Annotated in this window: 16 protein-coding genes and 1 other RNA gene; 12 read left to right on the top strand and 5 right to left on the bottom strand. The window is 35.0% G+C overall.

What is annotated here, in order from left to right; all coding sequences use genetic code 11:
- Positions 1 to 54 precede the first annotated feature (54 nt).
- Genes Q9Q97_RS19795 through Q9Q97_RS19805 form a run of 3 tightly spaced genes read left to right on the top strand, consistent with a single transcriptional unit; the run spans position 55 to position 1,547 of the window.
- Entirely contained in the window at positions 55 to 597 is a 543-nt protein-coding gene (locus Q9Q97_RS19795) for an RNA polymerase sigma factor (RefSeq protein ID WP_306160275.1), read from the top strand.
- A 33-nt stretch (positions 598 to 630) separates the two neighbouring features.
- Positions 631 to 1,050: a hypothetical protein gene (locus tag Q9Q97_RS19800; protein ID WP_306160276.1), complete on the top strand. Its 420-nt coding sequence runs from the start codon at positions 631 to 633 to the stop codon at positions 1,048 to 1,050.
- Positions 1,051 to 1,088: 38 nt separating this feature from the next.
- Positions 1,089 to 1,547 carry a sensor of ECF-type sigma factor gene (locus tag Q9Q97_RS19805; protein ID WP_306160278.1) on the top strand — a complete coding sequence of 153 codons (459 nt, stop codon included), beginning with the start codon at positions 1,089 to 1,091 and terminating at the stop codon, positions 1,545 to 1,547.
- A gap of 71 nt (positions 1,548 to 1,618) precedes the next feature.
- Here the strand turns inward: Q9Q97_RS19805 and Q9Q97_RS19810 are convergent, their stop codons facing one another.
- Positions 1,619 to 2,680: an oxidoreductase gene (locus Q9Q97_RS19810; RefSeq protein ID WP_306160280.1), complete on the bottom strand. Its 1,062-nt coding sequence runs from the start codon at positions 2,678 to 2,680 to the stop codon at positions 1,619 to 1,621.
- A 249-nt stretch (positions 2,681 to 2,929) separates the two neighbouring features.
- On the opposite strand from Q9Q97_RS19810, the gene Q9Q97_RS19815 reads away from it, so the two are divergent.
- The 3 genes from Q9Q97_RS19815 (at position 2,930) to Q9Q97_RS19825 (ending at position 7,704) form a co-directional block, all read left to right on the top strand.
- A complete protein-coding gene (locus tag Q9Q97_RS19815; RefSeq protein WP_306160282.1) occupies positions 2,930 to 4,240 on the top strand; it encodes a hypothetical protein in 1,311 nt (436 codons plus the stop codon).
- A gap of 134 nt (positions 4,241 to 4,374) precedes the next feature.
- Entirely contained in the window at positions 4,375 to 6,354 is a 1,980-nt protein-coding gene (locus Q9Q97_RS19820; protein ID WP_306160284.1) for a KUP/HAK/KT family potassium transporter, read from the top strand.
- Positions 6,355 to 6,489: 135 nt separating this feature from the next.
- Complete coding sequence (locus tag Q9Q97_RS19825; RefSeq protein ID WP_306160286.1) at positions 6,490 to 7,704, top strand: RsmB/NOP family class I SAM-dependent RNA methyltransferase; 1,215 nt, start codon at positions 6,490 to 6,492, stop codon at positions 7,702 to 7,704.
- A gap of 321 nt (positions 7,705 to 8,025) precedes the next feature.
- Here the strand turns inward: Q9Q97_RS19825 and Q9Q97_RS19830 are convergent, their stop codons facing one another.
- Positions 8,026 to 9,069: an AMP-binding protein gene (locus tag Q9Q97_RS19830; RefSeq protein WP_306160288.1), complete on the bottom strand. Its 1,044-nt coding sequence runs from the start codon at positions 9,067 to 9,069 to the stop codon at positions 8,026 to 8,028.
- Positions 9,070 to 9,074: 5 nt separating this feature from the next.
- On the bottom strand, positions 9,075 to 10,007 hold the full coding sequence (locus Q9Q97_RS19835; RefSeq protein ID WP_306160290.1) for a CPBP family intramembrane glutamic endopeptidase: 933 nt from the start codon (positions 10,005 to 10,007) through the stop codon (positions 9,075 to 9,077).
- Between the two features lie 114 nt (positions 10,008 to 10,121).
- Here Q9Q97_RS19835 and arsC point away from each other — a divergent pair, with 114 nt between their 5' ends.
- On the top strand, positions 10,122 to 10,466 hold the full coding sequence (gene arsC, locus Q9Q97_RS19840) for an arsenate reductase (glutaredoxin) (protein ID WP_306160292.1): 345 nt from the start codon (positions 10,122 to 10,124) through the stop codon (positions 10,464 to 10,466).
- An 88-nt stretch (positions 10,467 to 10,554) separates the two neighbouring features.
- Complete coding sequence (locus Q9Q97_RS19845) at positions 10,555 to 13,008, top strand: TonB-dependent receptor domain-containing protein (RefSeq protein ID WP_306160294.1); 2,454 nt, start codon at positions 10,555 to 10,557, stop codon at positions 13,006 to 13,008.
- A 363-nt stretch (positions 13,009 to 13,371) separates the two neighbouring features.
- Here the strand turns inward: Q9Q97_RS19845 and Q9Q97_RS19850 are convergent, their stop codons facing one another.
- Positions 13,372 to 13,545, bottom strand: coding sequence for a hypothetical protein (locus tag Q9Q97_RS19850; RefSeq protein ID WP_306160296.1), 174 nt, complete (start codon positions 13,543 to 13,545; stop codon positions 13,372 to 13,374).
- A 344-nt stretch (positions 13,546 to 13,889) separates the two neighbouring features.
- On the opposite strand from Q9Q97_RS19850, the gene fumC reads away from it, so the two are divergent.
- Positions 13,890 to 15,275, top strand: coding sequence for a class II fumarate hydratase (fumC, locus tag Q9Q97_RS19855; RefSeq protein WP_306160298.1), 1,386 nt, complete (start codon positions 13,890 to 13,892; stop codon positions 15,273 to 15,275).
- 88 nt (positions 15,276 to 15,363) lie between these two features.
- On the opposite strand, the gene Q9Q97_RS19860 is transcribed toward fumC, so the two are convergent.
- The gene (locus Q9Q97_RS19860; RefSeq protein WP_306160300.1) at positions 15,364 to 16,566 is read right to left on the bottom strand and encodes an NAD(P)-dependent oxidoreductase; all 1,203 of its coding nucleotides are present in this window, start codon (positions 16,564 to 16,566) and stop codon (positions 15,364 to 15,366) included.
- Between the two features lie 241 nt (positions 16,567 to 16,807).
- Between Q9Q97_RS19860 and Q9Q97_RS19865 the strand changes: the two genes are divergently transcribed.
- The 3 genes from Q9Q97_RS19865 (at position 16,808) to Q9Q97_RS19875 (ending at position 21,196) form a co-directional block, all read left to right on the top strand.
- Entirely contained in the window at positions 16,808 to 18,010 is a 1,203-nt protein-coding gene (locus Q9Q97_RS19865) for a serine hydrolase (protein WP_306160302.1), read from the top strand.
- Between the two features lie 255 nt (positions 18,011 to 18,265).
- Positions 18,266 to 18,663: a transfer-messenger RNA gene (ssrA, locus tag Q9Q97_RS19870) on the top strand.
- A gap of 295 nt (positions 18,664 to 18,958) precedes the next feature.
- On the top strand, positions 18,959 to 21,196 hold the full coding sequence (locus tag Q9Q97_RS19875) for an SMP-30/gluconolactonase/LRE family protein (protein WP_306160304.1): 2,238 nt from the start codon (positions 18,959 to 18,961) through the stop codon (positions 21,194 to 21,196).
- Positions 21,197 to 21,469 lie beyond the last annotated feature (273 nt).

Below are 21,469 nucleotides of genomic sequence, written 5' to 3' on the forward strand. Positions count from 1 at the left end.
TTTGCTTTAAATTCTGTCTAACTTCTATTAAAGAAAGTTTACAAAACAAAAAGTTTGATAGACGAGAAAGAATTTATAAAACAATTATTAACGCCTGAGACGCAAAATACTGCGTTTCAAAAACTCCTGTCTGATTATCAGAAACCTTTGTATTCTCATATTCGAAACATTGTTTTGAATCATGATGATGCCGACGATGTATTACAGAACACTTTTGTAAAAGTCTTTCAAAATCTTAAAAACTTTAAAGGAGAAAGTAAACTTTTTTCCTGGATGTACCGTATTGCTACGAATGAAGCTCTGACCTTTTTATCGCAAAAAGCTAAATTAAAAGGCATTACATCTGAAGACCTTCAAAATAAAACAATCGACAATTTAAAAGCCGATCTTTATTTTGACGGAGATGATATTCAGATCAAACTTCAAAAAGCAATTGTTACACTTCCAGAAAAACAGCAATTGGTTTTCAAAATGAAATATTTTGAAGAATTAAAATACGAAGAAATCGCAGATATTTTAGGAACATCTGTTGGAGCTTTAAAAGCCTCTTACCATCACGCAGTAAAAAAAATTGAATTATATGTTACATCAAATTAAACCTTTTGTAACTAAAACTATCTTATAAGTATTATGAAAACATTTAAATTAGAAAACGAACCCAAAATAAAATCTGGCTTTAAAACTCCAGAAAATTATTTTGATACTTTTCAAGAAAAGGTTTTACAGCAATTAAATGAAAAAGAAGTTAAGGTAATTCCTTTTTATAAACGCAAAAAAATCATTTCTCTGGCGGCCGCTGCAGTAATTGGTTTTGCATTATTAATTCCGATTGTAAATAATTATAGAGCCAATTCTAACGAACTGGACGAAGCTACTTTAGAAACTTATTTATCCTATCATTCCAATATCAGCCAATACGATTTAATACAAAACTTAGATGACAATGATATTGAAAAATTAGGCAACGATGTAACTTTAGAAGAGGAAACATTGGAAGATATTTTAGCTTCAAGTCCAAATATTGAACACCTAATTTCAGAACAAAATTAAATCAACTTAACTCAACAACTCAATAACTTAGCTTAACAATGAAAATAAAAAACATTTTACCGCTATTGCTATTTCTGACAAGTTTTTCAATTTTTGCACAAAATGGAAAAATTGATGAAAAGCGAGAAAAAATTAAAGCTTTTAAAGTGTCATTTTTAACAACAGAATTAGAATTGACTTCGACCGAAGCTGAAAAATTCTGGCCTATTTATAACGCTTATGATGACAAGCAATACGAATTGAAGTATTTAAAAATGAAAACGTATCTGAGAAAGCTAAAAGATGACAATCTTAAAAATCTTTCAGATAAAGACGCAGCAACATTATTATCTCAAATAGAAAGTACAGATAAAGAAATATACCAGCTTCGTGAGAAATACATGAACAATTTGAAAAAAGTACTTCCTGCAAAGAAAATATTACTGCTTAAAAAATCGGAAGACGATTTTAATCGAAAGCTTTTACAGCAATATCGCGACAAAGGCAATAAAGATTAAACTTAACGAAACAACAGCGATAAGAACCCTATATAATAATACTTACTTTATTATTTAGGGTTCTTATTTTTTTATTTAAAGTGAATGCGAACCAGCTTATTATGTCCAGCCGCAATTGCCGTATTTCTATTGATAAAACGAATAGTAAAAAGTTTAGTGTCTTTTGACAGCATCGTCCACGTTTCTCCTCCATTCTGCGAATACTGAAGTCCGCCCGATCCCACACAAACCAATTCTTTTGCACCACCGCCTGGCACGTATTGCACACAAGAAGCATATCCAAAACCTTGATTCTGCCCAATCAGTTCCCAAGTTTTTCCGCCGTCTTTGGTAAAAATTTTATTATCCTTTTTTTCCATTGGCAATTCATAATTACCGCCTGCAGCAAAACCGTGTTTAGAATCGTAGAAATCTGCCGTAAAAATACCCGTCATTGCCTCTCCTTGTACGATTGGAGTTTCTACAGCTTTCCATGTTTTGCCTTTATCTCCAGAATAAAAAACGCGAGATCTTTTTCCTCCAGAAACTAGCCAAGTATCATTTCCCTTTATTACGATGTTTGAATTGCTTGCCGCAAAAGCCGCTTCGCCTTGCGCATTAGTTGGAAGTTTATGAGAGAGCACTTTTGTCCAAGTTTCTCCTCCGTCTCTTGTTATGATAACTGAGAAAGTATCTTCTGTCGGATCTCCAATTGCAATGCCTTCTTTATCATTCCAAAACTGCATGCTATCGTAAAATACTTTTGGATTTACTTCTTTGTAAACCAATTTCACTTTATTGGTCTTTTTAGAAACCTGATACAATAAGGCGGGATTTCCAACACTTAATAGAAAAATGTTTTTTGAATTTTGAGCAATACTTCTAAATTCTAATTTTAAAGTGTCTTTGTAAATATGTTCTTCGAATTTCTGTTTTTTGTCTAAATCAAAACATCCAAAACGAGAATTGTCTCCGCCGTACCAAACTTTATTTTTGTCTATTACGATGGCACGAATACTAATTTTATCCTGAAATAAAGTATCAACTTGAATTGCTATAAAACCATTTTCATAATTTGCTTTATTCTTATTTGTGAATGTTTTAAAGGATACAAACAAAACAAACATGCAAAAAAACAGCGATACTTTTCTCATATAAATAAAATTTAGGGTATTGCTAAAATACAATTAATTCCCACATGGAGAATTAATTTTCGGTTTTTTTCTACAAGAACAATTTACTCTTTCATTTTCAATCCTTTATACCCAGAAAACCAAAATCTATTTTAACACAAATTCAAAACATTAATAATCAACCATTTAAATACCTGTTTTTAGCAATTTAATTTTATGGCACAGTAATTGGATATCTCATAGTACAAAATAATTTAATACAAATTAGCCATGAAAGCGAATTTACTTTTAATAGCAATATCAGCCTTAGTTTTTGGTTCTTGCGCAGCGCAAGGTCAAACTACTGTTTACGCAAAAAACTCAGATATAAGCGATAACTTAGATTTAAGAGCTGTTGCTTCGATGTTTGGAGAATCAGCTAATCTTCAAGATTTTGAAAGACGTTTAAATGATCCTAAATATCAAATTTCTAACCTTGACCTTAATGGTGATGATGAAGTAGACTACTTACGTGTAATCGAAAGTGTTGAAAACAGAACTCACGTTATTATTATCCAAGCGGTTTTAGATCGTGATGTTTATCAAGACATTGCTACGATTGATGTCGAGCGAGATAATTATAACAAGGTAAGTGTGCAAGTTGTGGGTAACACCTATTTGTACGGGGCAAATTATATTTATGAGCCAGTTTATAGTGTAGTTCCTGTTATCTATACTTCGTTCTGGGTTACCAATTACAGACCTTATTACTCAACTTGGTATTGGGGTTATTACCCAACCTATTACAATGCATGGGCGCCATATCCTATTTACAGATATAGAAACAATGTAAATGTTTATATTAATGTAAACAACCATTACAACTATGTTAATGTAAGAAGAAGTTACAGAGCTCCTGCAATCTATGAAACAAGACGTTCTTATGGTTACGAAAGAATGCGTCCGAACTATAGTTTTGCTGAAAGACATGCTAACACTTCAAACCGTTACGAATTAGATCAAAGACGTGTGGCGAGCAGAGAAACGAATAGAAACACGTATAACACGAACAGAAATTACACTGGAAGAACAACTTCAACTGATAATAGAGCTTCAAATAGAACGTATGCTGAAAATAGAAGCGCAACAAACAGAACTTCTGTAGATAGAAGCAATACTTCAAACGGAAATTCTAATAGAGGTTACAACTCTACAGGCAGAAGCACGGAAAGTGTAAATACTGGTAGAAGCACAAATCGTGATTATTCTCCTAGAACTACTAACACTCAAAGAGCAGAAAACACTACTAGAGTACAAACTACTCCAAGAGCAGATTACGGAAATGGTAATTCTTCTAACACATCTAGAAGCAGTTCTAATCGTGAAATGTCTGCTCCAAGAGCCGAAAGAAGTTCAGGAAGTTATTCTGGAAACCAATCTAGCAGTTCAAACAGAGATTATTCTGCTAGACCACAACAAAGCCAGCGTTCAGAATCTCCAAGAATGAGCCAGGAATCTTCTAGAGGAAGTCAAGAATCTAGAGGCGGACAAAGCCAGAGAGAAAACAGTTCAAGTTCTAGAGGTGGCGGTAGAAGAGGTTAATTTTAGAAATAAATAATATTCAAAAAGGAAAGCACAATTTTTACGATTGTGCTTTTTTTTATCTTTTTAATTATAATTGCTGCTAATTTGTTTTAAAACAGTAAATTTGCAACCGTCTTTTTATAAAACTATACATGAGCGCATCGCATAAAAACTTACATAGTAAGTTGTCTATTGGGGGTTTATTGATTACTTTAGGGATTATTTATGGAGATATTGGTACTTCTCCATTGTACGTAATGAAGGCTATATTAGGCGATCACACGATAAATGCTGATATTGTTTTAGGAGGTATTTCTTGTGTGTTTTGGACGCTGACATTACAAACTACAATTAAATATGTACTTATTACTTTAAGTGCAGACAACCACGGTGAAGGAGGAATTTTTGCCTTATATGCTTTAGTCAAGAAAACAAAAATTCAATGGCTCATAGTACCCGCTATTATTGGGGGAAGCGCCCTGCTTGCCGACGGAATTATTACGCCACCAATTTCTATTTCATCTGCAGTTGAAGGAATTAGGGCATTCTATCCGACTATGCAGACGCAGACTATTGTTTACATTGTAATTAGTATATTATTTGTCTTATTTACAATTCAGCAGTTCGGAACTAAATTGGTTGGTAAATTCTTTGCCCCGATGATGTTAATCTGGTTTGCTATGTTAGGAACTTTAGGAGCCATTCAAGTGGTTAATTATCCTGAAGTAATTAAAGCAATTAATCCGTATTATGCTTATCATTTATTATCTATACATCCTGATGGTTTCTTCGTTCTTGGTTTTGTTTTCTTATGTACAACTGGAGCTGAAGCCTTGTATTCTGACATGGGACACTGTGGAAGAAAAAATATCAGAATTAGCTGGATGTTTGTAAAAACTACATTGGTTTTAAACTACTTCGGTCAGGCGGCTTATTTAATTCACCACGAAGGAAGCACATTACAGCAATTAGGCGGAGAAAATGGGAATCCGTTTTACTTAATTATGCCGCACTGGTTTTTACCATTCGGAATCGTAGTTGCAACTCTTGCGGCTGTAATTGCGTCTCAAGCACTTATTTCTGGTTCGTTTACTTTGATTAACGAAGCAATGCGTCTGAATTTCTGGCCAAAAGTAAAAATCAAATATCCAACAGAAGTAAAAGGTCAATTGTACATTCCGTCGATCAACTGGTTGTTGTTTTTTGGCTGTGTTGGAATCGTTTTACATTTCGAGAAATCAGGAAATATGGAGCATGCTTATGGTCTTGCCATTATTTTGTGTATGATTATGACAACCATTTTGCTAAACTATTACTTAATCATGAAACGTGTAAAACTGTACTTCATGGTACCGCTTATCACCATTTATTTATTGATTGAGTTTAGTTTTCTTTTTGCCAACATTACCAAATTTGCCGAAGGCGGTTATGTAACTTTAATCATTGCGAGTTTATTGATTTCTGTAATGACAATCTGGTATCTGGCTAAGAAAATCAACAAAAACTACACTAAAGTGGTTAAAATTGATGATTACAAACAAGTGTTAGTAGAATTAAGCCAAGATTTATCTATTCCGAAATATGCTACGCACTTAGTTTATATGACTAATGCAAATCGTGTTGACGAATTGGAGGAAAAAGTAATCTACTCTATCCTTCAAAAACGCCCAAAAAGAGCTGATATTTATTGGTTTGTTCACGTTAATATTTTGACTGAACCTTATAAAACACAATATAAAGTAACTGAAATTGCTAAAGACGATATCTACAGAATTGACTTTAACTTAGGTTTTAGAGAACCTACTAAAATCAATTTGATGTTTAGAGAAGTTATCAAAGACATGGTAAAACGTGGCGAGGTAGATATTACCAGCCGTTACGAATCGTTGAACAAAAACAATATTATTGGCGACTTCAAATTTGTATTGTCTGAGAAATTCTTATCTAACGACAATGATTTAAGATGGCATGAAAATATTATTATGAATTCGTATTTCTTTATTAAGAAACTGAGTTTGTCTGAAGAAAGAGCTTTTGGCCTCGACAGCAGTTCTGTTAAAGTAGAGAAATTCCCAATGGTGCTTCATGCTCCAGAAAATATTGGATTAACGAGAATCATTCCTAAAGAATAAACTTCTAGATATATTCATAAAAAACACTCTTACTTAGAGTGTTTTTTTTCTTTTAATGAGAGTCAGAATAAGATTCGATATTAAAAATTTAACTTTCAATCAATTAATAGTACCTTTGCACTTCAAATAAAGAAAATGAGATTACACAGAAATTTAGTTTATACTACCATAGATTCGTTAAATGCTATTTTTAACGAAGGAGAATATGCAGATAAAGTGGTAGCTAGAGCATTAAAAAAAGACAAACGCTGGGGAAGCTCAGACAGGAAGTTTGTTGCTGAAACGATATACGAAATTGTTCGTTGGAAACGCTTGTACGCTGAAATTGCAGAAGTTAAAGAACCTTACGATAGAGATAATTTGTGGAGAATGTTTGCCGTTTGGGCTGTTTTACGCGGTTATCCAATTCCAGATTGGAGACAGCTGGAAGGAACTCCTGAAAGAAAAATCAAAGGCCGTTTTGACGAATTATCTAAAAATAGAGCTTTAAAAGAATCTATTCCAGATTGGATGGATGAATTGGGAGTAAAAGAATTAGGCGAACAAGTTTGGTCGAAAGAAATTGCGGCTCAAAATCAGCCTGCAAAAGTTATTTTGCGAACTAACACTTTAAAAGGAACAAAAGAAAGCCTTAGAAATACGTTAATGGATTTAAATATTGAAACAGAATATTTAAAAGACCAGCCAGAAGCTCTTGTTTTAAAAGAAAGAGCGAATGTATTTTTAACAGACGCTTTTAAACAAGGTTTGTTTGAAGTTCAAGATGCCAATTCTCAATTGGTTGCAGGTTTTCTTGATGTAAAACCAGGAATGCGCGTAGTAGATACTTGTGCAGGTGCAGGAGGAAAAACATTGCACATGGCTTCTTTGATGGAAAACAAAGGACAATTGATTGCAATGGATTTGTACGAAAGCAAATTGAAGCAATTAAAATTAAGAGCTAAAAGAAACGGAGCTTTTAATATAGAATACCGCATTATCGACAGCACAAAAGTGATTAAAAAACTGCACGAAAAAGCAGATCGTGTTTTAATCGATGCACCTTGTAGCGGATTAGGTGTTTTAAAAAGAAATCCAGATTCAAAATGGAAATTACAGCCAGAATTTATCGATAACATTCGTAAAGTTCAGAGTGAAGTTTTAGAAAGCTATTCTAAAATTGTAAAACCAGGCGGAAAATTAGTTTACGCAACTTGTTCTGTTTTACCATCAGAAAATCAAGAGCAGGTGGAAAAATTCTTAAAGACAGAAATCGGACAGCAGTTTACTTTTATTGAAGATCGTAAAATGCTCGCTTCAGAATCTGGTTTTGATGGATTCTATATGGCGCTTATGGAACGTAAAAAATAAATTCCAATATTTAAATTCCAAATTCCAATCTTCTTGGAATTACTTAATATTTAAAATCCCAAATTTCAACCTAATTATTGAAATTTGGGATTTTTTATGCATTGTTTTGTCATTTCGACGTAAGGAGAAATCTTCGTAAGTAGCTCCGCTCCAATAAGCCAATCTTTGTCGAGCTTCTCGTGAAGATTTCTCCTTACGTCGAAATGACAAAATTGCTAAAACTTTAGCTTTAGAATTTTAATATTGAAATTTCCTTACAGCTCAACTTTGTGAAAGTTTTAAACGCGGAGCATTGGAATTTGGAATTTCTAATTTGGAATTTTAAATAGCAACAGTTGCTTTTCTCAGTAGTTTGCCATTCTCGTTTTCTTTGAATTTTGCAACAAAAACAATTTCTTTTGGTTTTTCATACTTCCCTAAAACATCAAAGAAATCAGGTTCGAATTCTTGTTTTTCTCCTTCGATAACCAAAACCAATTTTTCTCCTAAAGTGGTGTCTGGAAGTCCCGTCACAAAAAATCTGTTCACAATTTTTCCAATCAGTTTAGCTTCAATCTGTTCTGGAATCAGCTTCACTCCTCCACTATTGATTACGTTATCAATTCGTCCTAAAAATTTAAATTGCTGCTCATTTAGCAATTCGACCAAATCATTGGTCACAATTGGTTCGTCAGAAATTGTAGCAACATGAATAACCAAGCATTGACGATCATCTTGACTTATTTTCACGTTCGGAAGAATAGAGAAAACCGAATCACCCAAACGTTTCGCCGCAATATGCGTAATAGTTTCGGTCATTCCATACGTTTCATAGATTTCTGTTTTAAGCGGCAATAATTTTTCTTCAAGAGCCGAATCTAATTTAGCGCCTCCAATAATCAACTTACGCACTTTAGAAAGTTTTTCTATTGAATTTTGAACTTGAAGCGGCACCATTGCTACAAAATCGTAAGTCGTTTTATTTAATTCTAACGGATTGAGACTTGGCGAAACAACATCCAATTCTAATCCTAAAATTAAACTCCTCACGAGCATCATTTTTCCTGCAATAAACTGCGTCGGAAGACACAATAAAGCTTTGTCTCCTGGCTTTAAACCAAAAAAGTCACCCGTTGCCAGTGCCGACTGTATCATGGCTTGTTTTTTCAATCTGACTAATTTTGGAAGCCCTGTTGTTCCAGAAGTAGTCATTTCGATATAATCTTTTTTATCAAACCAATCCAAAAAGAATTCCCCGATTGCTCTTTCATAAGCATCTCCCTCTTTTACATAACTGTAAGCAACTTGACACACATCTTTTGCATTTAAATGATAACCATTTAATTTAAAATAATTGTGCACTTTATTTTGAGTTAAGTTTAGCATATTCTTTAAGCTTTTAATTCGACATTCGTAATATTTCCCGCTAGTTTCTCTTTCCAATTTGTCCAACCATATTTTTTACTGAAAATAAAAAGCAGGATAGGATAAATAACAACAACAGGCAGAATTACATCTATTCCTGCCGAAGGTTCTGAAAGATCTTTAAATATAGAATTAGTCTGAAAAACAGTCCAATCTGAGGTAACCAATAGCGCTCCGACAAGATTGTTTGCAGCATGAAATCCAAGTGCCAGTTCCATTCCTTCATCCATCAAGGTAATTACACCTAAAAACAATCCGGTTCCTATATAATAAATCATGATAATATTTCCCATTTTGGCAACTTCAGGATTGGTCCAATGCATCGAACCAAATATAAGAGAAGTCATTAGCAACGGAAACCATCTGTTTCGCGCCAAATTGGCAAATCCCTGCATAAGATAGCCTCTAAAAATATATTCTTCTGTACTCGTTTGAATCGGAATTAAAACGCATCCTAAAACAGCTAATATTAAAAACGGCACCAATTTGAACTGCAATACAAATTGCTCTGGAGCTCTTAAATACACAAATAGAAAGCTAAGCACTGAAAAAAAAGCCCATAGAAAGAACGAAAACCAAATTCGTTTCCAATCCACTTTCGGTCTAGAAGTGGTAATTGACAATAATGTTTGATGATGAATAAATTTTACAACAAAATAAATTCCGGCAAAAGCAAAAATAAAGGAAATCATTACTAGAAAAAGAGTCGTATTCGATTCAAACATTTTCATAATGCCTTCATTCGTAGTTGGAAAAGCGACATGTTCCATATATGTTTTATAAAATACAGCTGCAGTAATTGGAATTTGCCCGACAAAAGACGCTGAAATAATAAAGACAGATCCTAAAAGATATTTCCAAAATTTATTTTCAGGTTTAATTCCTTGTTCTAAAAACATAAATTTAAAATTTTAAAAAATGAGAATTCAAATTCGATAAGTTAATCTTACTTTTGGTATGCGAAAATACCCCTTTTTATCTTACAAAAATTTGAAACACCTAAATATAACAAAATGATACAAATTTACCATAATCCGAGATGCGGAAAATCGAGAAATTGTCTTGCTTTTATTGAAGAATCGAAACAAGATTTTGAAATTATTCCTTACTTGACCGAAACGCCATCTTTTGAACAGCTGAAAACATTATTAGGCCAGTTAAATCTTGAACCAATTCAGCTTATCAGAACCAAAGAAAAAATCTGGATCGAAAATTTTAAAGGCAAAACTTTGAGTGATGATGAGATCATTAACGCAATGGTTGAAAATCCGATCTTAATCGAACGCCCGATTGTTGTAAAAGACGGAAAAGCTATAATTGGAAGAGATCCAGATTTGGTTGCTTCTTTTTTAGATTGATTCTAAAATATCCTATTAACATTTTTTTGTGATTTCTCTCTTTAAACCAAAAACTACATTTGCCGTCTAAAGAAAGAAAAACCAGAAAATGAAAAAAATCAAATTTGCTGTATTGCTTGTATTCTTGTTGACAAGTTTTTACAATTACTCTCAACAAGGAAGCCCAGGCGGCAAAAACAAAGTAAAAGTCACTGGAAAAGTTTTCGAGAAAATAAGCAAACAACCTTTAGAATATGCTACTATTTCGATTACTGCCCCAAATGACACAAAAGTGGTTGCTGGAGGTATTACAAACCCAAAAGGAGAATTCGAAGTTGCTGTTGCACCTGGAACTTACGATATAAAAGTCGAATTTATTTCGTTTAAATCAACTGAAATAAAAGGAAAAAGCATTCAAGACGACACTAATTTAGGTGTTGTAAATTTATCTGAAGATGCGGCGCAATTGAACGAAGTTGTAGTTCGTGCCGAAAAATCGACTGTTGAGATCAAACTGGACAAAAAAGTGTACAACGTTGGTCAGGATATGATTGTAAAAGGCGGAAGCGTGAGCGATGTTTTAGATAACGTGCCATCTGTTTCTGTTGATACTGAAGGAAATGTAAGTTTAAGAGGAAGCGATAATATTCGTATTTTAATTGACGGAAGACCTTCGCAAGCGATTAACGTAGCCGAAGCGTTGAGACAACTTCCTGCTGATGCAATTGACAAAGTAGAAGTTATTACAAATCCATCTGCGCGCTATGATGCGGAAGGAGGATCTGGAATCATCAATATTGTTCTTAAAAAAGGTAAAAACCAAGGTTTTAACGGAACCTTAATCGCTTCGACAGGTTTGCCTGAAACATACGGTTTAAGTGGTAATTTAAATTATAAAACAGAAAAATTAAATTACTTCACAACAGCTGGATACAATTACAGAACAAACGAAGGAGCCGGTAAAACAAATTCTGAATATTTTGATACTAACGGAAACACAACAAGCTTCTTAGACGAAACTCGTGATACCAAACGTGTTAGAAACGGATTTAACGGAAGAGCTGGTGTCGAATGGACGCTTACTCCAACAACTTTCTGGACAAACGCCATCAATTACCAAAAAAATAATGGTGACGACCGAGATTTGATCAATTACTATAATTATGATGCAAGTGGTAATTATACAGGAACAACCTACCGTTTAAACAACGCAGACACTGGTAGCGAAAATGTTGAGTTTACTTCAAACTTAATTAAAAATTTCAACGACAAAGGACACAAACTTACTGCTGACTTTTCTATTTCAAGAAATACAGACGACAGCAATAGCAGAATTGAAGATTCACCAAGATTTGACACAACGTTAAATGATCAAATTCAAAAACAAGTTCTTTTTCAAGCAGATTATGTATTGCCTTTAGGAGAAGGAAGCCAATTTGAAGCGGGATACAAAGGAAGTTTTGGGGACTTAAACAACGTTTATAATGTAACTGACGACGCTGGAATCGTAAATCCTAATTTATCTAACACTTTAGAGTATAAAGAAAACATCAACGCGCTTTACACGCAATATGGCTTCAAGAAAAATAAATTCTCTTATTTATTTGGATTAAGATGGGAAGACACAAACATTCAAGTTAATCTATTAGATAACAGCGATTTCAATACTAAAAAATACAACAACTTATTTCCAAGTGCTTTTATTAGTTACGAAATCTCAGATCAAAGCAACTTCTCGGCAAGCTACAGTAAACGTTTATCTCGACCAAGAGGACGTTTTATGAATCCTGCTGTAAACTACGCAAGTAACATTAACATCTTTCAAGGAAATCCAGATTTAGATCCCTCTTTAACAGACAAATATGACATTGGTTATATCAAAAGATGGGATAAAGTAACTTTTAATACATCAGCTTATTTTGAAGACACAAAAGATGTTTTCAGCTTTGTACGATCTCCTACAGGAGATGAAGTGAACGGGATTCCTGTAATTAAAAGTTCTCCTATCAATTTAGGAAAAGAGCAAAAATTTGGTTTCGAATTTACATTCAATTATACTCCATACAAATGGTGGAAACTAAACAGTAACTTCAACTTCTTCAACGTAAAAACTACCGGAGAAAATAGCTATACAGACACACAAGGAAATGTAGTCGTTCAGAATTTAGATAACCAGGCTAATTCTTGGTTTGCAAGAGTGAACTCTAAAGTTACACTTCCGTACAAAATTGACTGGCAGTTAACTGCAATGTACAACGGAGAGCAAAAAACAGCTCAAGGTAAAAACTTAGGCCAATTCGGAATGAATACTGCTTTCAGTAAAGACGTTTTAAAAGACAAAGCAACAATTGCTTTTAACATTAGCGACGTTTTCAATTCAAGAAAAATGAGATCTTACACATATTTAGACAATGTAAGTTCGTATAGCGAATTCCAATTCCGTAAACGTCAGTTTAATTTATCTTTCACTTACCGTTTCAACAAACCAAAAGGAGAAAGAGATAAAAACATGCCTAAAAACAATGACGGCGGCGGCGAAGGCGGCGGAGAATTTCCAGGATAAAACTTCTAAAATTCCAAATTCTAGAAATTCCAAATTCCAATACTGGACTTAAATAAAAAATCCCAAATTTCAATTTGATTTGAAATTTGGGATTTTTTATTTCTAGTTTTCTAAGCACTGCCCAACTTTGTCAAAGTTTAAAACTTTGACAAAGTTCTAAACTCAAAACAATTGGAATTTGGATTTTTTGTATTTATAACGAAACCCGACAGGTTTCAAAAACCTGTCGGGTTTAATACGCCAAATTTGGAATTTGGAATTTCTAAAATTTTGGAATTTTTCTTTTTTTTTATCCAAAATCGCAGATTTACAGATAAAAAAAAAGAACCCATTGGGTTCTTTTCTTATGACATCAATCTAAAATTAAATAGATTGTTCTTCTTGTCTTTTTCTGGCTCTTTTTTCTTTAAGCATTTCCCAGCTTGCTCCCGTAACCCAGTAAGATACGAAACCAACTAAGAAAAACATTAACCAAAACCCTATAGTTAGTATGGTTAAGAAAAGTAAAAAACCTAAGTACTGTGAAAATTCAAACATGTTTTCCGGAATTTTTGAATGTTACGACAAATGTAGGGCTTATATTTTTTCTCAGCAATAAAATCTAAATCAATTTTCGTTAAATAACATTTATCCGTATATTTATACTCATTTTAAATAAGCTTTTTTTGAAGCCGAAAGCCTTTTAAAATATGGAGTTTAAGAAAACATAATAATTTTCAGGAGCTATTCCCTGCTGTCCGCTGTATCTTTTTGTTTTTAAAGAAAAAACAAAAAGATACAGCGGACAGCAGGGCTAGGGCACTCATTTTCAAAAGAAGTTTCATTTTTTAAGTTCCAAGAAACATTTCACATTTTACATATAACTTTTTACAAACAACATAATGGAATACAGAATAGAAAAAGACACTATGGGCGAAGTACAAGTCCCAGCCGATAAATATTGGGGTGCACAAACAGAACGTTCTAGAAACAACTTCAAAATCGGCCCCTCAGGGTCTATGCCCAAAGAAATTGTTGAAGGATTTGCCTATCTAAAAAAAGCTGCTGCGTATGCCAATTACGATTTAGGCGTTTTGCCAATCGAAAAAAGAGATGCGATTGCTGCAGTTTGCGACGAAATTCTAGAAGGAAAACTAGACGATCAGTTTCCGCTAGTAATCTGGCAGACGGGTTCTGGTACGCAAAGCAATATGAATGTTAACGAAGTAATCGCTAACCGCGCTCAGGTTCTTAAAGGTTTTAAAATTGGCGAAGGTGAACAATTTATCAAAGCCAATGACGATGTAAACAAATCGCAATCGTCAAACGATACTTTCCCAACCGGAATGCACATCGCGGCTTACAAAATGGTTGTAGAAACTACAATTCCTGGCGTAGAAAAACTTCATGCTACATTATCAAAAAAAGCAGCCGAATACAAAGACGTGGTAAAAATCGGCCGCACACACTTAATGGATGCGACACCTTTAACTTTGGGTCAGGAAATTTCTGGATATGCCGCTCAATTAGCTTTCGGATTAAAAGCTCTAAAAAATACTTTAGCGCATTTATCTGAAATTGCTCTTGGAGGAACTGCAGTCGGAACGGGATTAAATACGCCAAAAGGTTATGATGTAAAAGTGGCTGAATATATTGCTCAATTTACCAATCATCCTTTTGTAACAGCAGAAAATAAATTTGAAGCACTTGCAGCACACGATGCGATTGTAGAAACGCACGGAGCTTTGAAACAATTGGCTGTTTCATTAAATAAAATTGCAAATGATGTCAGAATGCTGGCTTCTGGACCACGTTCTGGAATTGGAGAAATTCATATTCCTGAAAACGAACCAGGTTCTTCTATCATGCCAGGAAAAGTAAATCCGACACAATGCGAAGCTTTAACAATGGTTTGCGCACAAGTGATAGGAAACGATATGGCAATTGCTGTTGGCGGAATGCAAGGACATTATGAATTGAATGTTTTTAAACCAGTAATGGCGGCTAACTTTTTACAGTCAGCACAATTATTAGGCGATGCTTGTGTTTCTTTTGACGAACATTGCGCACAAGGAATTGAACCAAATCATAAAAGAATCAAAGAATTAGTAGACAATTCTCTAATGCTGGTTACCGCTTTAAATACTAAAATTGGATATTACAAAGCCGCAGAAATCGCTCAAACGGCTCATAAAAACGGAACAACTCTAAAAGAAGAAGCCGTTCGTTTGGGTTATGTTACGTCAGAAGATTTTGATGCTTGGGTGAAACCCGAGGATATGGTTTAGGCTAAGCTTCTGAGGCGCTAAGCTTCTAAGGAACTAAGCTAAAAATGCTTAAAAACTTAGAAGCTTAGCTCCTTAGAACCTTAGCAGCTTATTCCCCATCTACATAATCCTGAAGATAACTGAATCTTGGGGTTAGTTTTCCGTTTTCAGTGATTTTAGCACGTTTTAAGATTCCGTCTTTATCGCCGTTGAAGAAAGCGGGAATTACATGTTCCATAAATTGTTCTCCAAAACCTTCGCTGGCATCTTTTGGAATTTCACATGGCAGATTATCTACCGCCATTACCGCAACTGCTGCAGGGTGAAAAAAATCGACTTCTTTGTCTTCTAAAGGAAAATAACCATATAAAGGTTCTGCAATAGTTGAAGAACGGACTGTACAAGCAATTGGACCATTAACATCACAAGAAATATCGGCTACAACTTTCAATTTGCAGTCGCTTGCATTCAGCATTTCTTTTGTTAAGATCATCGGTGCATTATTTGCATGAAAATGCCCAGCAAAATAAATATCAGACACTTTAGTAAATCTTTCAAAATCTGATTCGTATTCTTCGGGATGATTCACAAAATCTACAAAATCTAAAACCTGTCCGTCTTTTCTTTTGTTGTATTCTAAAACATCCAACTGCACGTAAACTGCCTGAGCGTATTTTTTGGTCAAGTAATTATCTATTGTAATTTCCTTCACTTTTATAGCATCCAGAATTTCTTTTGCTCCGCTCCCAACCTTTCCAGTTCCGGTAACTACAAATTTTAGGGCTGGCATTGTGATGCGTTTCAAATGCTTGATCAGATCTTCTTTTCCAGAAAGTGTTTCTGCTTTTGGAAGTTTAAACAATTCGAATTTAATTCCGAAAGCTCGAATTCCGTTATAGACTCCAACCATTCCAGCATATTTTCCAAAACCAATTAAACGGCGGTCTTGTTCGTCGACAATGGTTTCGTGATCGTACAAATCAATGTTTTTTTCTAAAACGGCTTGAAGTAATTTTCTATTATGAGGCTGTTTTTTAATAGTATGAGAAAAAAAGAAATAAGATTTATTCGGAATCAGATTTTCTACAGGAACTTCTTTTACGCCAAATAAAACATCACAATCCGAAACATCATCTGCAACGGTGATTCCCATATTTTTATAATCATCATCAGAAAAGATTCTTATATCAGAACTTTCCACTTTTACAGAAGCGTCGTGATAAAGCTGTTTTAATTTTGTCAATTCATTTGGTGAGAATACAACTCTTCTATCCGGCGGATTTTTTCTTTCTTTTATGATTCCAAATTTCATGTAAACTGATTTTTTAATATTTTAAAATATAACTTTTCAAACAGTATTTGTTTCAAATATAACAAATTTAGTTAAAATTTTGTTTTAAAAATTCTATTTAGAATGCTTCAAAACCGTTATAAGCTGAAAAACAAAGCACTAAAATTTTACATTCTTAAAATTATGTTAAAAAACACAATTTTAAGCCTCAGAATTAAGAATACAACAAAATTGAATTCGATATATTTGTTTTTAAAGAACGATGCAAATGATTTTCCTTAAAAAAACAAAGATACCACAAATACTTTTTTCTATACTAGTTTTAAGTTCTTGCGGTCAAAACAAAAAAACACAAACAGATACTACTCCAGAAGTCGAAGATACATTACCTAGAATGAAGCCGTTAGGAGCAGAACCAAAAGTTTCGCAGGCTTACAAAAATTCGGTTGTCGGCAGAATAAATCACTTTTACAATAAAAACTGGCCTAATAATACTATGAATGGAAGCTTCTTAGTGGCCAAAAATGGACAGATTTTATTTGAACGCTATAATGGTTTTGCCAATAAAAATGAAGGAACCAAAATAACACCTGAAACTCCTGTGCAAATTGCCTCAGTAAGTAAAGTTTTGACTGCAACAGCGGTTTTAAAATTGGTAAATGCAGGTAAAATTGAATTGGACCAAAAAGTAAATACGATTCTAAAAACTTTTCCATACGAAGAATGTACGATTAGAATGTTATTAGATCATCGTACAGGAATGCGCAACTACGCTTATTTTACTGATCGCGATAAATCAGTTTGGGACAGACATAACCAATTGACTAATAAAGACATTTTGGATATTTTGGCTACAAAAGATGTCGGTCTTGAATCTCGAGTAGGAACTCGTTTCAGTTATTGCAATACCAATTATGCAATGTTGGCGCTTATTATCGAAAAAATCACAGGCTTGAGTTATAAAGAAGCCATGTCTGAAATGATTTTCAAACCTCTTGGAATGAAAAACACCTACGTTTTTGATGATGATAAAGACAGAAAAAAAATTGTGCCATCATACAAAGGAAACGGTGTTGAAATTGGTTTTGATTATTTAGACAATGTTTACGGAGACAAAAATATTTTCTCTACTGCTAGAGATCTTTTAAAATTTGACAGAGCGAGACAATCTCCTAAATTTTTAAAACCTGAATTGTTAAAACAGGTTTATGTGGGTTACAGCAATGAGCGTAAAGGTACTAAAAATTATGGTCTTGGAATTAGAATGATTAACTGGGAAACAGGACAGAATTTCTATTTTCATAACGGTTGGTGGCACGGAAATACCTCATCTTACATTACTTTGATGAAAGAAGGCGTAACGATTATTGCGTTGTCTAATAAGATGACCAGAAACACTTATGCGGTTCGTAAATTAGCTCCAGTCTTTGGAGATTATCCTTTTAATTTTAAAGACGAAGAGTAAGTTTGTTGTCTTGTTAAGTCATTAGTATTAAAGTCCATAGTCCTTAGCTAAAATTATAGAGCTTTTGCCACTATTTGCTCTTTTAGATTACATAAACTGAGTAAAGAAAAGCAAAAACAATTTAAACACTGATCTTTAAAACTTTACATTTTCAACTTTGGACTAAGAACTAAGGACTTTAAAAACTACATTAATTTTTCTGAAAATTTTAGCAGAAAGTAATTTCAAATACTCTAAATTTGCAGACTTATTTTTGGGGTCGACTGGTTTTGACAGCAAGTCGAATTGAACAGTAAGCACGTCGAGCATTGAGACCTTGCTCGTAAATATAAGATCTCACACTTTTACACGGCGAAAATAATTACGCTTTAGCTGCATAATCCGAATCATAGTAAGATTGCGCCACGTCTCTACAAGGTAGAGAAGCTGGATTCTCCTGGAAAGCCTTGGTTTGTGGCGTTCCGTTCAGGGGAACCGTAAAAATAAACCTAGATTTCCATGAGCTTCGGGTGGATTTCGAAATTTAAGAAGATAAGTGTTGGGTGGTTGTTTCTGGCCTAGCTCAACATCGAAAATCTAATCAGGAAATAAACGTGTAGAAAGCTCTTTAGTTGCTTGTTTGGACCCGGGTTCGATTCCCGGCGACTCCACTTAAGGAGACGACTAGTTAAGTTGTCTCCTTTTTTTATACCCATAAGTCCCATTTCAAATTCAGAAAACATTTGAAAGATATCTACTAATGCTTTATTTTCAATTTCATTTTTTTTTATCAATAGCTCATACCTTCGTCATCGTACGATACTAATTAAAAAAACACTAAAACTATAGCCTTATTATTATTGTGTATCCCTACTTTATAAAAATTAAAAAATCTTGTAACTTTTTAATTTAATAAAAAAAAAACTACTTTTATCCAACTTTAAATACTACTTAAAAACAGTACATTTTATGAAGAAAACTCTACTCTTATTATTTATTTTATCTTTTCCGATGATCATCAGCGCACAGACGGTAAGCACTTTTTCCGGAGGCGGTGCGGCAGATGCCATTGAAGGCGTCGCAGTGGGCACAGAATCTAAATTCAACCGCCCGGGAGGCCTCTGTTCCGATGTATCAGGAAACATCTATGTAGCTGATACAGAAAACCACAGAATCCGAAAAATAAGTTCGAGCGGTATAGTAAGCACCATAGCAGGAGGAGCTAAAGGCTTCGCCGATGGACAAGGCATAGCGGCTCTTTTTAACAGTCCGTCAGGTATCTGCATCGACAAAAACGGCATACTCTACGTAGCCGACTCAGAGAACAGAAGAATCAGAAAAATAACCCCTGACGGCATGGTAAGTACTCTAGCAGGTTCCGTTCAAGGATCTCAGGACGGTCTGGGAACTGCAGCCAGCTTTGATAATCTGTCTGATTTATGCCTGGACAATAGCGGCAATCTGTACGTTGCAGACCGTGGCAACAGCAAAATAAGAAAAATTTCACCTGCAGGTGCTGTTACCACAGTTGCACTTTCAGAAAAAATCGATTTCCCTAGAGGCATCTGCATGGATCAGACAGGAAATCTATATGTGACAACAGCATATTCGATCAAAAAAATCAGCACATCCAATGTAGTGTCCAATATTGCCGGATCAATCGAAGGCTATGCGGACGGAACAGGAGCAGCGGCCATGTTCGATGAACTGTACGGAATTGACATTGACAGTGAGGGTAATCTGTTTACCGCCGATTCACAAAACAACAGAATCAGAAAAATAACTCCCTCAGGTACTGTGAGTACCTTTGCCGGAACCGGCTACAGTGCAGGCTTTGACGACATTGGCACTAAGGCAGGTCTTGACGTTCCTCAAGGTATCCATATCGCCGCCGATGGGATCATGTATGTTGCGGACACCTGGGGCCACACCATTAGAAAGATCACAAAGAATGGCACAGTAAGCACTTATGCAGGCTCGGTTCTCGGTTTTGCGGACGGTTTAAGAAAAGTGGCCCGATTCAGCCTGCCTGAAGGCATCTGCATCGATAAAAACGGAAATCTGTTTGTTGCCGAAACTGGGGGAAACAGAATCCGCAAGATCACTCCCGACGGCATTACCAGCACCATTGCTGGTCCTTCTGATTTTTCAGGCAACAGCACCAGACACGGATACGCAGATCTTCCTGGCAGTGCTGCCCGATTTGACGGCCCAACGGGAATCTGTTTGGATAAGGATGGAAATCTGTACATTACCGATGCCTACAATTTTAAAATCAGAAAGATAACACCCAGCGGAACGGTAAGCACTCTGGCCGGTTCTACACAGGGCTATCAAGACGGCCCTGGAGCAACAGCAAAATTCAGCAATGGGATCAATGGCATCTGCGCTGATAAAAACGGCAATATTTATGTTGCTGACAATGACAATTACAGAATAAGAAAAATCACCCCTGACGGAACCGTCAGCACCCTTGCCGGCTCCACGTTCGGTTTTGCCGACGGTACGGGAAGCAGCGCTAAGATCTGGCAGCCTAAAGGAATGTGCATTGATAGCAATGATAATCTGTATGTAGTTGACCGTATTAACCAGAAGATCAGAAAAATAACACCTTCAGGTGTAGTAAGCACTTTTGCAGGATCAACCGATGGTTACACCGACGGCCCTGCAGCAACAGCACAGTTCTCTTATCCGGAAAGGATAGGAATTGACCTTCAGGACAATCTATATGTTTCCGATTATTCCAACACCGATTTTCTAATCAGAAAAATTACTCCGGCAGGTATGGTAAGCACTGTAGCAGGTTCTACTATAGGTTTTAAGGATGGTCCGGCAGCTGTAGCACAATTTAACAATCCATTTGGAATCTGCTCCGATGCAGCAGGAAATCTTTATGTGGCAGACTCAGGCAATGGCAGAATACGAAAAATCACCCAAGGCACGCTTGGGACTGAGACATACAGTAAGGCTGATTTCCTATTAAAAGCTTATCCTAATCCGACTGCCTCAGTTCTGAATATCGAGCTTGAAGATATGGACACGGACGCAGAGATTACCTTAACTGATGTATTGGGAAGGATAGTGCACAGACAGACAGTTAGATCTTTTAAAACAAGTATCAATACAAACCATTTTGCCAAAGGATTATATTTTCTTACTCTAACAAAAGGCCACGAGAAAACAAGTCGCAAAATTATTTTCGAGTAGATAAGAAATTGTAAGGATATTTTATTTACAAAAGCATTACCATGACAATATAAGATTGAACTTCATCTTTTTTGCGATAAAAAGTTATGGCGAAATGTAAAGCTCATCCGCATCTTTAAAAAGGAGATTTTTTAAAAATAATTAAGGATGCAAAATTCACTCTTATCTTTATCGCCAATGTTCAAGTACATTATTGAAAAACAGATTTAAAAAGAAAGAATAGAATCAATACGAAAGCTTACTTTCATTGCTCTTCAAGGTGTTCGGCTGTAA

The organism is Flavobacterium sp. DG2-3 (assembly GCF_030730925.1).
Taxonomy (GTDB): Bacteria; Bacteroidota; Bacteroidia; order Flavobacteriales; family Flavobacteriaceae; genus Flavobacterium.

What these genes read in the sequence shown, in the direction of transcription:
- Q9Q97_RS19800 (WP_306160276.1), top strand. Translation starts at nt 631, where the DNA reads ATGAAAACATTTAAATTAGAAAACGAACCCAAAATAAAATCTGGCTTT.
- Q9Q97_RS19805 (WP_306160278.1), top strand. Translation starts at nt 1,089, where the DNA reads ATGAAAATAAAAAACATTTTACCGCTATTGCTATTTCTGACAAGTTTT.
- Q9Q97_RS19810 (WP_306160280.1), bottom strand. Translation starts at nt 2,680, where the DNA reads ATGAGAAAAGTATCGCTGTTTTTTTGCATGTTTGTTTTGTTTGTATCC.
- Q9Q97_RS19815 (WP_306160282.1), top strand. Translation starts at nt 2,930, where the DNA reads ATGAAAGCGAATTTACTTTTAATAGCAATATCAGCCTTAGTTTTTGGT.
- Q9Q97_RS19820 (WP_306160284.1), top strand. Translation starts at nt 4,375, where the DNA reads ATGAGCGCATCGCATAAAAACTTACATAGTAAGTTGTCTATTGGGGGT.
- Q9Q97_RS19825 (WP_306160286.1), top strand. Translation starts at nt 6,490, where the DNA reads ATGAGATTACACAGAAATTTAGTTTATACTACCATAGATTCGTTAAAT.
- Q9Q97_RS19830 (WP_306160288.1), bottom strand. Translation starts at nt 9,069, where the DNA reads ATGCTAAACTTAACTCAAAATAAAGTGCACAATTATTTTAAATTAAAT.
- Q9Q97_RS19835 (WP_306160290.1), bottom strand. Translation starts at nt 10,007, where the DNA reads ATGTTTTTAGAACAAGGAATTAAACCTGAAAATAAATTTTGGAAATAT.
- arsC (WP_306160292.1), top strand. Translation starts at nt 10,122, where the DNA reads ATGATACAAATTTACCATAATCCGAGATGCGGAAAATCGAGAAATTGT.
- Q9Q97_RS19845 (WP_306160294.1), top strand. Translation starts at nt 10,555, where the DNA reads ATGAAAAAAATCAAATTTGCTGTATTGCTTGTATTCTTGTTGACAAGT.
- Q9Q97_RS19850 (WP_306160296.1), bottom strand. Translation starts at nt 13,545, where the DNA reads ATGTTTGAATTTTCACAGTACTTAGGTTTTTTACTTTTCTTAACCATA.
- fumC (WP_306160298.1), top strand. Translation starts at nt 13,890, where the DNA reads ATGGAATACAGAATAGAAAAAGACACTATGGGCGAAGTACAAGTCCCA.
- Q9Q97_RS19860 (WP_306160300.1), bottom strand. Translation starts at nt 16,566, where the DNA reads ATGAAATTTGGAATCATAAAAGAAAGAAAAAATCCGCCGGATAGAAGA.
- Q9Q97_RS19865 (WP_306160302.1), top strand. Translation starts at nt 16,808, where the DNA reads ATGCAAATGATTTTCCTTAAAAAAACAAAGATACCACAAATACTTTTT.
- Q9Q97_RS19875 (WP_306160304.1), top strand. Translation starts at nt 18,959, where the DNA reads ATGAAGAAAACTCTACTCTTATTATTTATTTTATCTTTTCCGATGATC.